The organism is Paraburkholderia sediminicola, assembly GCF_902859805.1.
Classification (GTDB): Bacteria; Pseudomonadota; Gammaproteobacteria; order Burkholderiales; family Burkholderiaceae; genus Paraburkholderia; species Paraburkholderia sediminicola.
In genome coordinates this window covers 20,028-32,528 of sequence record NZ_CADIKC010000004.1, presented here as the reverse complement: position 1 = coordinate 32,528, position 12,501 = coordinate 20,028, and the positions used below count along the sequence as shown (strand labels likewise).

General features: G+C 58.3%; 11 protein-coding genes. 4 read left to right on the top strand and 7 right to left on the bottom strand.

From position 1 onward, the window contains the following. Positions 1–4: 4 nt before the first annotated feature. The 3 genes from R8871_RS16190 to R8871_RS16180 form a co-directional block, all read right to left on the bottom strand. The gene (locus R8871_RS16190) at positions 5–1,120 is read right to left on the bottom strand and encodes a polysaccharide biosynthesis/export family protein (protein ID WP_175051777.1); all 1,116 of its coding nucleotides are present in this window, start codon (positions 1,118–1,120) and stop codon (positions 5–7) included. A gap of 121 nt (positions 1,121–1,241) precedes the next feature. Then, positions 1,242–2,624: an undecaprenyl-phosphate glucose phosphotransferase gene (locus tag R8871_RS16185; RefSeq protein ID WP_175051356.1), complete on the bottom strand. Its 1,383-nt coding sequence runs from the start codon at positions 2,622–2,624 to the stop codon at positions 1,242–1,244. A 50-nt stretch (positions 2,625–2,674) separates the two neighbouring features. Then, positions 2,675–3,694 (bottom strand): GlxA family transcriptional regulator, encoded by a 1,020-nt coding sequence (locus tag R8871_RS16180; protein WP_246287618.1) that lies wholly within the window; start codon positions 3,692–3,694, stop codon positions 2,675–2,677. 138 nt (positions 3,695–3,832) lie between these two features. On the opposite strand from R8871_RS16180, the gene R8871_RS16175 reads away from it, so the two are divergent. Next, on the top strand, positions 3,833–4,189 hold the full coding sequence (locus tag R8871_RS16175; RefSeq protein WP_175051355.1) for a hypothetical protein: 357 nt from the start codon (positions 3,833–3,835) through the stop codon (positions 4,187–4,189). Positions 4,190–4,514: 325 nt separating this feature from the next. Here R8871_RS16175 and R8871_RS16170 read toward each other — a convergent pair whose 3' ends face one another. Continuing rightward, positions 4,515–5,510, bottom strand: a complete 996-nt coding sequence (locus tag R8871_RS16170; RefSeq protein ID WP_175051354.1) for a GlxA family transcriptional regulator — start codon at positions 5,508–5,510, stop codon at positions 4,515–4,517. Positions 5,511–6,366: 856 nt separating this feature from the next. On the opposite strand from R8871_RS16170, the gene R8871_RS16165 reads away from it, so the two are divergent. After that, positions 6,367–6,552: a hypothetical protein gene (locus R8871_RS16165; RefSeq protein WP_175051353.1), complete on the top strand. Its 186-nt coding sequence runs from the start codon at positions 6,367–6,369 to the stop codon at positions 6,550–6,552. Positions 6,553–6,619: 67 nt separating this feature from the next. Here the strand turns inward: R8871_RS16165 and R8871_RS16160 are convergent, their stop codons facing one another. The 3 genes from R8871_RS16160 to R8871_RS16150 form a co-directional block, all read right to left on the bottom strand. Beyond that, positions 6,620–6,817, bottom strand: a complete 198-nt coding sequence (locus R8871_RS16160; protein ID WP_175051352.1) for a hypothetical protein — start codon at positions 6,815–6,817, stop codon at positions 6,620–6,622. Positions 6,818–6,923: 106 nt separating this feature from the next. Then, on the bottom strand, positions 6,924–7,178 hold the full coding sequence (locus R8871_RS16155; RefSeq protein ID WP_175051351.1) for a hypothetical protein: 255 nt from the start codon (positions 7,176–7,178) through the stop codon (positions 6,924–6,926). 54 nt (positions 7,179–7,232) lie between these two features. After that, positions 7,233–7,511 (bottom strand): hypothetical protein, encoded by a 279-nt coding sequence (locus tag R8871_RS16150; protein WP_246287598.1) that lies wholly within the window; start codon positions 7,509–7,511, stop codon positions 7,233–7,235. Between the two features lie 1,188 nt (positions 7,512–8,699). Between R8871_RS16150 and R8871_RS16145 the strand changes: the two genes are divergently transcribed. Continuing rightward, complete coding sequence (locus R8871_RS16145; protein ID WP_175051350.1) at positions 8,700–10,898, top strand: LamG-like jellyroll fold domain-containing protein; 2,199 nt, start codon at positions 8,700–8,702, stop codon at positions 10,896–10,898. 543 nt (positions 10,899–11,441) lie between these two features. After that, positions 11,442–12,473, top strand: a complete 1,032-nt coding sequence (locus tag R8871_RS16140) for a CDP-6-deoxy-delta-3,4-glucoseen reductase (protein WP_175051349.1) — start codon at positions 11,442–11,444, stop codon at positions 12,471–12,473. The last annotated feature ends 28 nt before the right edge of the window (positions 12,474–12,501 follow it).

Genomic DNA, 12,501 nt, shown 5'->3' with positions numbered 1-12,501 from the left:
ATGCTCATTTCGTCACCAGGCCGGCAGTGAGGCCGGCGTTGATGCCCGGAAGCAGCAAGCTCAACACACGGCTGAAGCGGACCAGCCCGTTGCCGTCGACATAGACGATGTCCTTCGGTTGCAGCTCAAAGCGATTGGCGAGGATCATCGAGACGGGCGACGCCGCATCGAGGTGAAACACGCGCGCGTCCTTGCCCAGTCCGCGGATCACATACAGTTGCGCGGCGTCCGCGGTTGCCGAATTGATGCTGCCCGCCTGAGAAAGCGCGTCGCTCAACGTCAACTGACCGTTGCGTAGCGGCAGGGCGGTAACCGGTTTTGTCACTTCGCCCAGTACGAACACGCCGTTTTCTTCGCGGGCGGAGACGCGAATCAGATCGCCGGGGCGCAGCATGATGTTCGAAGGATTCAACCCACGCTGCAGCATCCCCGTGAAGTTGATGTCGTACGAACGGCCGTTGCGCGTCAGCGTAATGCGGCTCTGGTCCGCGGCCGGGCTGAAACCGCCGGCATGACTGATCGCGTCGTACAGCGTCGTCGGGATATCGTTGATGGATTGCGCGCCCGCAGTGCGGACTTCGCCGTCGACGTACACCTGCTTCGCGCGATACGACGCAACGCGCACTGTCACCTGAGGATCGTGGAATGACTTGCCCAGTTCCGCCGCAAGCTTGTGCTGGACTTCGTCGACTTTCATGCCTTCGACGCGGATATTGCCGACGAAGGGAAACCGCAGATAGCCGGTGTCATCCACGATGAATCCCGGCGGCGGGTCGTAGACGCGTGCATTCGCAGGCGGCTGCGAGCCCAAAGCCGCGGCCAGCTCCGGGTGGTCCCAGACCGTGATCTGGAGCACATCGCCAACACCGATCGTATAAGCCTGGCTGCGGCCGAGCAGGGCGCTTGCGCTCTCATCGCTGCGCCGCTCAGCTTCGCTTCTGATCTCGTCGATTGACGACAAGGTCACTTCGGTCATCGGCACAGGCAGTTGCTCAGCCGGCGCTTGCTCAGTCGCACTGGTGATCGGCAACGTAGCCGTCCCTTGCATTTTCATGCCGGGCGCAACCGAACAGGCTGACATAACGAGTGGGAGCGCCGCAATCCATGCAAGCCGACTCATCGAAAACACGTTGACACCGTCGCGACGCAGCGCGTTGGACCTGACTTTCAATTGCTTCACTCCGATTCCTTTTATTGGGCTCGCCGACCTCCGTCTCGCGGTCCGCGGCTCCACATGGTGATTAGTACGCCTGCTTGCTGAAGAACCCGCGAACTACGGTGCGCAACACGATCTTGATATCCATCCAGAACGATCGATGACGCAGGTAATACAGGTCGTACTCGACACGGCCCGCCATCTTCTCGAGCGCATCCGTTTCACCTCGATAGCCGTTGATCTGCGCCCAGCCGGTAATGCCCGGTTTGATGCGATAGCGGTCGAGGTAACCCGAGATCAATGGCTCATACAGGTCGTCGTGTTCAAGCGCGTGGGGCCGGGGGCCGACGATCGACATTTCGCCGCGCAGAACGTTGATGAACTGCGGAATCTCGTCGAGACTCGTTCGGCGCAGAAAGCGCCCCACCTGCGTGATCCGGTTATCGTTGCGGGTTGCCTGACGCACGACACCACGCTCTTCCGAATGAACCCGCATTGAACGAAACTTGTAGATCGAAAACGGGAGTCCTTTTAGTCCCTTGCGACGCTGCCGGAAAAAGACCGGGCCGGGCGAAGAGAGCTTGATGGCGATGGCGATCACCGCGAATAGCGGCGCAAGCCCGATCAGCGCAACCAGTGCGAAAGCCCTGTCGAAGATCTCCTTGCCCGTCATCGCCTCGCCCGAGATGGCCGACGGAGAAAGACTCAGCGAAGGGATGTCGAGTGCGTCGAGCGACGCTACGCCGGCGTATAGCCCGAGCGGCATGAAATCCGGCATGAGCCGTATTTCCACCAGCGTGCTCCTGAGCGCTTCGATGCAATGTGCCGCCACCGCATGCGCGGACAACGGTAAGGCGAGCCATACCTCGTGAATGCCACCGGACTCCACCAGCCGCGCGAGGCGGGCGAGTTCCGTCTTGCCATGCTCTCCCATGCCTGCGCTGAGGCGTCCGTCTGCGGTCTGCAACTCGACAACATCTGCAACACGAAAATTCTGATGATTACTGGAGTCGACCTTTGCAACGATTTGCTTGAAGTATTCGCCGCTACCCACGACGACGACATTGCGCGCGCTCAGTCCGAACAGCCGCAAAGAGGAACGTGTCGCGTAAGCAGCCAGTCGCCATGACGCGAGCAGCACGACGCCAACACATGTCCACCAGGCGATCCAGGACACGAGCGTGGCGTCCTGGCGGTGAATCGAAAGCAGAAGCAGAAGGCCCGCGAATTGCAAGGCCAGCCATGCCGGCAGAAGCCGGGTACATAGGCGATATATCGAGCGCATAGGCAATACGGCGTAAGCACGGACAGCCGGCAACAGAGCCGCTGACGACAACATGATGACGATGGTGAACAGCAACTGAAGTGGACCGTTTTCATGGCCCTGCACAGGCGCGATGTAGGCCGCGATGACAGCCGCGAGCGCAATGCACCCGCTATCGATCAGGCGTGCGACAGCTTGTTTCATGAGAATCTCCGTAGAGCCGGGTGAGGAACGATCCAGCTAACTCCGCCCCGTTACGAAACGGGGCGACGTGCCCGCTTGATGACGCCCGGTTCCGCCAATCCGTTCTCGGCCAGACGGTTGCGCTCGAGCGTCCGGTACTCCGTGGGTGACATTGATAAGTGCTGGCGGAACAGTTTGGCCAGTCGGTCGCCGCTACCCAGGCCCGTGCGCCGGGCTATCTTGTCGGCGGGCAGGTCGGTATCCACCAGCATGTGGCAGGCTTTTTCGAGGCGGACTCGCAGCACAAACTCCGTCGGTGTCACGCCGATCTCCTGCTTGAAGCGACGCAGGAAGTTGCGTTCACTCATCGCTACAGCCTGAGCGGCATCCGCAATCGATACGCGGTTCTCGCTGCTGACCCGCAACTGATGCGCCGATGTGCGAATCAGGTCACTGGCGCGCGCCTCGCGGGAATTGAATACCGAATGAGTGAACTGTTTTGGCGTGACGGGCAACAGGTCGTGGGCAACCTGGCTGGCTGTCTCGTAGCCACAGTCACGTTTCACAACGGACAACGCACTGGTTAGCGCAGCGCCGGCGTCGGCGTCGATACCAGCCGTTCTGGTTGCAGATAGCGCACCCGTCGTCATCGCGCCGCCCGTTGTGTCCGTCACCGCAACATCTTTCGACTCAAGTCCGGCCAATTCGAGAACGCCATACGCTCCGCCGATCCCCTGTACCACCTGCGCATGCGGGTGGGTGTGACGCAACCACGAGAGCAGCCGTTCGTCGCTTTCGACAGGCACGTTCGCTGCGCCGAGCGCAAACAAGGCATGGACGTCTTTGGCGTAGTGAGAGTCGACCGCGTCGGTCCAGATCAGCACACCCGAGGAAGACCGTATCGCGCCGCCGCTGGCGGACACGAGGCGCAGGTCGTAATAGTTGTGTAGCGCGTTGTCCGGATGACGCAAACGGTTAGCAAGGCTGAATGTTTCCGCCAGGCGCCCCATATGAATCAGCGAAAAACCCTCGAACAGGAGAATCACCACCTGTCTGCGGCGGCGCGCTAACCCAACGCTCCCGCCCACCATGAGATGAATTGTTTTCCTCGTTATATCAGTCGCACATTCCATACCGCTGGCCCCCGGCACTATTAGCGAAATTGAGTTTTCTGCAGCGCATCATATTCGCGAGGGCGCGCCGATCAGACTGCGGCGTCCGATTCAACCATGCTCTTGGCGGAATCGATCAAGACCATCCGGAGCGGTAATTTTTATGCACCCAATGCGGTGCTTTGCGACCAGTGCACGCCAAAGAATTTCCTGTTCGTTGTGCATCCGGAAATTGAATGTTTTTCGAACGTTTTTGGCGCGGAGAGTCTTCGGTACGGTGATTTTTTCGTGTCCGCAGCCCGCCTTCCAATCGATTCAAATGTGGGCAAATCGTGGCGAAATGATGATCTTTCTGGATATCTCCGCGCGTGTGGGCACCAGTCCATTTATACGCAATGCATCATTTATGACGCGATAACGGAATCATGCGAATCATTCTTCGATGTGGAAAGCGCATGGCACGGAACGGCGTGATTAATTGACGTCCGCTATTGCGTCGATTGGAGTTCGCTATTGATGGCTTAAAATAAAAAATGGAAGTCGTAAATTTTTTAATAAATTACGAATTATTTCGAATGCGACCTGTTTGACGAATGCCCACGGCGGGGTCTCATCGATGTGACGGACCCAACCGTTTCCTGGCTGCTGGAGTGTGCGTGACGTGTGTGAGGAGGGCGCAGTGTCGAACAGGATCGCTTGTGGCGACGTATCGATGCATCTGCGATGCGTGGCCAGTTTCTCCGTGAGGCGGTACCGCCGCGCGCGGATAGTCGCTTTGAGGGTGAGCCGGACTGCGCGCTCAGATGAGACTGATAGGCGAGGCTTTTTTGCTCAGCCGATAGTCGGTGGGCGTGGTCGCCAGATGTTTTCTGAACAGCTTGGCCAACTGGCCGCCGCTGCCAATTCCGCAGTGCCGCGCGATCTTGTCGATCGGCAAGCGCGATTCGACGAGCATCCGACAACTCAGGTTCAGACGCGCGCGAAGCAGAAAGTCAGAGGGCGTCATGCCGATCTCGTTCTTGAAGCGCCGTAAGAAGTTGCGCTCGCTCATGGCTGCGAGACGCGCCGCATCGTCGATAGAAATGGGACGATCGACGTTCGCCTCCAGCCAACGGACCGACGCCATGATTTTCTCGCTAACGTGCGGCGCGGTGCTGCCCGCGACTGAAGCACTGAAGGGGGTCTTGTGCTGTGGCGCAACGGATTCGGCAACTTGACGCGCCAGTTCGGGCCCGAGGTCTTCTTCAATGACTTGCAATGCCGTACGCACGGCCGCCGGCGCTTCGCCACGCGAGCGCGCCGGGCGACTCCCGCATGCTTCGGTGCCGCTACGCAGTAGCGGGCAATAGCGGCTGGGAAGCCCGGCCGCTTCCAGAAGCAGCCGGCCCTCCGCGATAGGGTGAACGATTTCGCTGAGCGGATGCCTGTGACGCAGCCAGTTGCGCAGGCGCTCATCGCAGCGCGCTTGCTGCGCGCCCGCGCCGCCTGCGACGAATATCAGGTGCTTGTCGTTCGTGCCTTTGTGTGTGTCAACGCTTTCCGTCCAGACGAACACCGACGACGAGCTCGCAATGCGGCCGCCCGCGGCCGAAAGCAGCGACACGGCGTAGCGCGCGCGCCCCGATCGTTGCGACACGGCAAGCGCGTTGGCCTTATGGAATATCTCGATGAGCGCTGCGACCTTCGGCAGCGCAAAGCCATTGAACAGCGCTATGTCGACGCGAGTCATTGCGCTCGCTTGCGTCGGCACGGCACTGTGCCGCGAACTGAGCGGCGCAGTATGTACCAGCTGCATTGGTTTTTCCCCGGAATGTTGTGGCCTGCAAAGCCTCTCTCAAGACCCTGTGTTTTTTTGTTGACGCATGTTATGCGAATGATCCTGGCGCCATTATTATATGGCCGAATTAGCCAGGACATTGTCAGCTGGAGACATTGAGCGGGCAAAGGCGCGGCCAGTTGGGCGGGCGAATTTTAAACGACAAATTCGAATACGGCGAGGAGATAACCCGAGGGAAACTGAGACTGGAGGTATAGAAGAATTGCGAAAATCGTTTATATCGAACACAGAAAAGTCGCATGTGAGGTGTCGATACTACCGCAGCACGCGCACATTGGGTAAGGTACGGTAAGAATTTCATCTCAACGCAATGTCCGATCCGATCTCCCCCGATAGCAGAATGAGCAATCGACCGTCTGTCTGTGATTTCTGAAATCGGCACAAAAATGATGAAGAAAACGTTGTCGTGGCGTGGCAAGTTTTGAATTGAACGGGATATGCGTCCGTCAAGCGATTTAGTGATGGGGGTATGCGCAGACAGAATCTTTCCGATAGCCGCCACAATGTGGTAGCTCAAGCCGACATTGATAGAATCATATCGGCAATTGGCGCGCGGCTTCATCCTGATTTCGGCTTGCTGTTGCGCAGCGCTAGTGCGTTTGCCATTGATCCGGGATTGTCGAGAGAGGCTCGCCTGGGTCATCTTTGAAAGGTGAGACCCGTATCATGCTGTTCGTCACCTGGGGCACGTTTGCCTCACGGGACCGGTCGCAGCAGCGAGATTCAGACAGGATTGTGCCGAGCTCGGTCACACTTCAAGCAAACGATTGCGCGAAAGCCTAAATAAGCCCGCCGCGCAGCCGATAACCCGTTCATGCACAAACAAGACATTAAGACAATCGTTGATGCCGCCAGCGAAACCGCCGACTCCATCGTCGGCGCGAGACAGTGGACGACGGCCGAAGACGCAAGCGCGATGCACGATGTGATCTTTTGGGACGTGATCTCCAAGCAATTGCCCAATATGAGCATTGCCGATCTGCTTTCGATCCTGAATTAGATGCCTGGTGCGGGGCTTTAGCTGGACTCGCGTCGGCTATCCCCATCGGCCGCCGAAATCACGCGGGTTACCCGTCATTCAGCCCGATTACTGAAAAGATTTTGACGACCGCGCCTTGCCGCGGTTGACGGCCGCCTTGTTGTTGAATAAAGACTTGCACGGCGCGCATCATCTCTTCCCGGGACAGTTCGCGATAGGCACAGATGTTGTATGTGATGCCGTAATGCTGGTCTTTGACAAAATTATCAACGCTCGGTAGCTGCATGGTTTCCTCGAATGCGGCGCGCGATTTTCCAGCTGGGACGAATATCCTTTAACCATGGCAATGGCCGGCAGATGCGCTGCAAGACCACGCCCGCTAACGCCTCTCACTAAGACGCAGTCGGTGGTTCCCCAAGATCCTGAATGGCGAGCGACGCAGACAGAAATACGTCTTCAATCGTTGCGGCGTACTCGCCCGCTGAAGCGCGACTCTGTTCATCCATCGGGTGGAACGTGGCGCTGCGTCGAATCGCCCGCCGCATAAATTCCAGTTCCTTGATGGTAGGAGAGGTTCTCGCGAGGAGCGCTGCAATTAGCGTCTGGTACGCGAGAAGTTGCATCCGCATCTGTTGAATGTCTTCCATGAGTGGCTCTTTCATAAAAGTGAAGTGCAGGAACAGGTTAGTCGCTGAGCGATCCTAAACGACCGTATGAGACAGACTCAGAATGACGGTCAATGCGCCCGATCTGTCATAGTCGAAGAGTCGTGACTTCACCTTCAGAACGCCATCGAATCCCAGTTCGTCGACCTTCATGGTTACGTTGTCGCCGACAAGGGGAAGTTGATGCGCGGCCCGTGTACCGGTAGTACGGTATGTGCCAAAGCCACCTGTGTACTCGTACACATAAGTCACTTTCTCGTCCATGTGCGCCCCGCCCGTGTGAATCATGTGTTCAATCTGATAGAAGTCTCGCACAACTGCGTCCGATTCCGCTGGGCTTCACTGGGTCGCGTCGAAAGGGTGTTGCGATCACGTCGACACGACCTGAAGAAAGATGTGAAGAGGAGGGAATGCCTTGCCTATCAAGACATGGGCCGGGACGGGCACTTCGCATGGCGTGCTCCATTGGCTCGACGGACCATTCGCTCAAGGCCGAAACACGCCTGTCGCGTGGCGGATGCAACCATGCTTTTGGCAGTTCCGCCCAACAAAAAACGTGACGCGGTCAATTGCCGACGAGATGGGGAGCGCGTCGACGAAATCGACGAAAAAGAGCCTGCCGCCCGAGGGAGCGACAGGCTTAAAGATCGAGGGGTGGGGTTGCTTGAGAGAAGCCCCCTCGAAAGACCGGACCTGAGTTTAGTCAATCGAGAGAGGCAGCGAACGCAGACGGCGGATTGGGTCAAGTTGTTGACTGAACAGGATGTGAAAAAGGGGGCTGGCTGAGTCGTTGGCCGACGTTTGATGAGCGTTGCGCGCGTAGTGACCAGAACGACATTGCGTCGTTCGAAAGCTCGTGACACTTCTCAGCCTTCTGCCGACAGTCAGACCCGACAACAGTCGTGGTACTCATCGCCGTATGGTAATGCCTACATTATGAAATTTCTATTTTTTGCTGTAAGCAAATCCTGATTTACATATAGGGATTTCCTTATTTTTTATTGAATATTTTTTCTCCGTGCATCTCTCTAAATAAATTATCTTCATCTATAGAAGCAACCTGCATTTCACCCTTCAGACTGAATTAAATCGGCCGTATACCTTGAGGATGCTGGGATAATCGGTAGGCGTGGTGCCCTGGTCGATACCAATTTCATTCCGCATTCTTTTCATCATCGATCGAAATTAATCAGATAGCGACGACGCATGTTTCACGAGGCGCGCGAAGTCTTTAATAGCGCTCATTGAACTGCAGCAGGGAAAAAGGCCGCAATGATGTTATCGGCACTATGAGTGCGGACGGCACACATCGCGGTCGCAAAAGCAAACGTTTGCCAACCACTGACGGCCCCGGAATGGCTCCATAAATCAACCATCGGGTCCGTCTCATCCGGAGAGAAGAAGCGCATGACGAGGTCGAAATCGAGCAAGGTCGATACACAACGAGTACACATAAATTCAAACGCGCCTGAAACACGGTCCGAACATTCCAACACCATAGCGATGCAGGAGCAAATCGCTGAGGGCATCTCGCGCCGCACATTTCTCTACAGCCTGGGCGCGTTGGCTCTGTCCGCCTGCGGCGGCGACGGTGGGGGAACGTCGTCGGCTCAGGCGTCCCAGTCGTCACTATCGGCGGCCGCATCACGAGCTGCTGTGCTGAGCAGTTCGTCGTCCAGCGCGTTTGTGCATCCAGGTCTGCTGCATACCCAGGCCGACTTTGATCGGATGAGCCAGAAGGTGGCGGCACAAGCGTCTCCCTGGATCGATAGCTGGAACATCCTGACCTCGAACAGTCATGCAAGCCTGTCGTGGACACCGCGCCCGCAAGCGGTCGTCTATCGGGGTAGCGACGGCGTGCATTCGCAGAACTACTCCTTGCTGTTCAATGACGTCGCGGCGGCATACGCATGCGCATTGCGCTGGAAAGTCTCAGGCAACACCGCTTATGCCGACAAGGCGGTGCAGATCATGAACGCCTGGTCGTCGACGTTGACCGGGATCGGCGGCGATACCAACGCCGATCTCGCGGCCGGCATCTATGGCTATGAATTCGCCAACGCCGGTGAAATCATGCGCGGTTATTCAGGCTGGGCGGCGGCCGACTTCGCGCGCTTTCAGAGCATGATGCGCAGCGTGTTCTATCCGATCAATCACGATTTCATTAATCGGCACAACAACACCGAGGTGACTCACTACTGGGCCAACTGGGATCTGTGCAACGTGGCATCCATCATGGCTATCGGTGTGCTATGCGACGACCAGTCTCTATTCGACGAGGCTGTCACTTACTTCAGGAGCGGCGCGGGCAACGGCGCGATCCTGCAGGCCGTCTACTATGTCCACCCGGGCTACCTGGGCCAATGGCAAGAGTCGGGACGCGACCAGGGACACGCCACGCTCGGCATCGCGCTGGGCGGAGCGATCTGCGAAATGGCCTGGAATCAGGGTGTCGATCTCTACGGCTACGACAACAACCGGTTCCTTATGGGGGCGGAGTACGTTGCGAAGAGCAACCTGATCGAGTCGGGCACGACCTTTTACACCGTGCCTTATGTCCGCTACAACAATGTAGACAACGTGAACCAGACGGTGTTTTCGACTTCGGCTCAAGGGACGTTGCGACCTTGCTGGGCACTCGTCTACAACCACTACGTCAATCGCAGGGGATTGGCCGCGCCTTACACGCAGAAGTTCGCGACACTGGTCCAGCCCGAAGGTGGCGGAGGCAACTATGGACCGAACAGCGGCGGCTACGATCAACTGGGCTACGGGACGCTGACCTGCACGCTGGATGCGATCGCAAGCGGTGTAGCGCCTGGCGCGCTCGTTGCAATTGCAAGCGCAGGGGCGGTTGTCCTGTCGTGGTGGGGCACGGCGTACGCGACGAGCTATAACGTCAAACGCGGCACTACGTCCGGTGGGCCCTACACGTCCATTGCGAGTGGCGTTACCGATCCGCTCAGCTACACGGACAGCGGACTTGCGGCCGGGACCTATTACTACGTAGTGACTGCTGTGACACCGGCCGGCGAATCAGCCGCGTCCAACGAGGCCGTTGCGATCACTGCGGTGCAACTGCAGACCTACCTGGCATTCGACGAAAGCAGTGGCATCAGTGCGGTGGATTCGAGCGGAAATGGGCATTCCGGCACGCTGGTCGGCGGTGCGAGCAGGGCGGTTGGCAAGAAGGGCAATGCCGTGTCGCTCGACGGCAGCACGGGTTATGTCAGCCTGCCGGACAACATCGTGGCCGACGTATCGGACTTTACGATCGCGACGTGGGTGTACTGGAACGCAGCGAAGACCTGGGAACGTGTATTCGATTTCGGTTCCGGCACGGGCCGCTACATGATGCTGACCCCGCGCGCCAATAACGGACTCGCGCGCTTCGCCATCACGCTTAACGGTGGTGCGGGCGAGCAGGACATCAACGGCAATGTGGCCCTGCCTACCGGGCAGTGGGTGCACGTCGCGGTAACGTTATCGGGGAGCGTCGGAACGCTGTATCTGAACGGTGCGGAGATCGGCTCCAACACGGCGATGTCGTTTGCGCCGTTCCGTGTGGAAAGCACGAGCCAGAACTGGATTGGGCGATCGCAATTTTCAGCGGATCCGTATTTCAATGGATTGATCGACGAGTTTCGCATCTACCGGAATGCGCTTGGTGCGGAGCAGATTGCGGCGTTGATTTCGGCGTAGTGATGGGTTGGCGGATGCTGATGTGCTTGTGGGTACGTTGGCATCCGTGCACCCGAACTTCAGTCTCAACTCCATGTCACCTGGATCACCTTTAAACGGTCGCGTTCGCGCATCGTCACGGTGATCGTCCCGGATCTCCTCGTGCGAGCCGCGTGCGCTCTGTCCGGCCGCGCGCGGCTAGGGCTGGGAAGCAGGCGAGCTCGCCCTGTAAATCGACCCCGCACCTGATTTCAGCCCGTTTGACCTCGGCGCCCTCGTCGAACCGTTCAAAGCAGCGGTGTTTATCCGGGTAACTCCTAATCCCGCGGCCATCCAGAATAGGTTGCAAAAACAACTGTTGTGGAGTTTAATTCACCCATGGTTTGGTTGCTTTTGCAATAATTGTAGAGGTGGCAGGGGTGACGTCGATTTTCGGTGTCATCGAGTCGCAGCCCGCATCGGCCGTCTTGGACGTGTTCGCGCGTCGGCCGCATGCCGCCAAACAACTGCGGCCGCGCCACGCAAAGCGCGCGCAAGGTTGGACTCAAGAATGGAGACGCGAGAGTGAGTTTTGAAATACTACTGAAGCCAAGCGGCAATCGATATGTCGCCGAAGAAGGCGAAACGGTATTGGCTGCAGCCATGAAGGCGGGTCTGTTCGTTCCATATAGCTGCCGTTCCGGCGCTTGCAGCGCATGCAAGGGGCGCGTCGTGGAGGGGCGGGTCGCGCATGGGCACATACTCGAACGAGCCTTGCCGCCCAAGGAGCAGGAGGACGGCTATGCATTGCTATGCTCCGCGAAGCCGCTTTCCGATCTGACCATCGAGGTGGAGGAGTTGACCGGCGTCGATGTGGTCAAGGCCTCGACCTACCCCTGTCGCGTGACTGACATTACGAGGCCCGCGCCCGATGTAGCCGTTCTGAGGTTGCGCCTCCCGCCGAACGAGAATCTCTTCTTCCGCGCGGGTCAATACATAGACGTACTGTTGCCGGACGGCGTGCGCCGTAGCTATTCGATCGCGGTACCGCCCGATCCGGTGTCGCTGACGCATATCGAGTTGCACATTCGCCATCACCCCGGTGGTCGCTTCACGGAGCACGTTTTCTCGGCGCTCGCCCCGCGCGAGATGCTTCGTTTCGAAGGGCCCTTCGGTGCGTTCTTCCTGCGCGAGGCTACCGAAAAGCCGGTCATTCTGCTCGCGGGCGGCACCGGCTTCGCGCCCGTAAAAGCCATCGTCGAGTATGCACTGCAACGCGGGAGCGCTCGTGAATTCCACATCTACTGGGGCGGCCGTCGACGGCGCGACCTGTATCTGGCGGATCTGCCGCGCAAGTGGGCGGAGGATCATCCGAACGTCCATTTCGTGCCGGTGCTGTCCGAACCGGAAACGGATTGCGACTGGACCGGGCGCACGGGCTGGGTTCACAAGGCGGTGGTCGACGATTTTCCGGACCTCTCCGGATATGAGGTCTATGCGTGCGGCGCGCCTGCAATGGTCAACGCAGCGCGGGAAGACTTCACGAGCACGTGCGGTCTTCCGCCAGCGGCTTTCCACGCTGATGCGTTCCTGACGCAGGCCGAGACCGCAGCGTAAAGGCACGCAATAGCCGATCGATATCGAC

Bases quoted from the DNA above. Each gene is read 5' to 3' on its own strand.
- R8871_RS16180 (WP_246287618.1), bottom strand. From the start codon at position 3,694: ATGGTGGGCGGGAGCGTTGGGTTAGCGCGCCGCCGCAGACAGGTGGTG.
- R8871_RS16190 (WP_175051777.1), bottom strand. From the start codon at position 1,120: ATGAGTCGGCTTGCATGGATTGCGGCGCTCCCACTCGTTATGTCAGCC.
- R8871_RS16175 (WP_175051355.1), top strand. From the start codon at position 3,833: ATGCTCTTGGCGGAATCGATCAAGACCATCCGGAGCGGTAATTTTTAT.
- R8871_RS16185 (WP_175051356.1), bottom strand. From the start codon at position 2,624: ATGAAACAAGCTGTCGCACGCCTGATCGATAGCGGGTGCATTGCGCTC.
- R8871_RS16165 (WP_175051353.1), top strand. From the start codon at position 6,367: ATGCACAAACAAGACATTAAGACAATCGTTGATGCCGCCAGCGAAACC.
- R8871_RS16155 (WP_175051351.1), bottom strand. From the start codon at position 7,178: ATGGAAGACATTCAACAGATGCGGATGCAACTTCTCGCGTACCAGACG.
- R8871_RS16145 (WP_175051350.1), top strand. From the start codon at position 8,700: ATGCAGGAGCAAATCGCTGAGGGCATCTCGCGCCGCACATTTCTCTAC.
- R8871_RS16160 (WP_175051352.1), bottom strand. From the start codon at position 6,817: ATGCAGCTACCGAGCGTTGATAATTTTGTCAAAGACCAGCATTACGGC.
- R8871_RS16170 (WP_175051354.1), bottom strand. From the start codon at position 5,510: ATGCAGCTGGTACATACTGCGCCGCTCAGTTCGCGGCACAGTGCCGTG.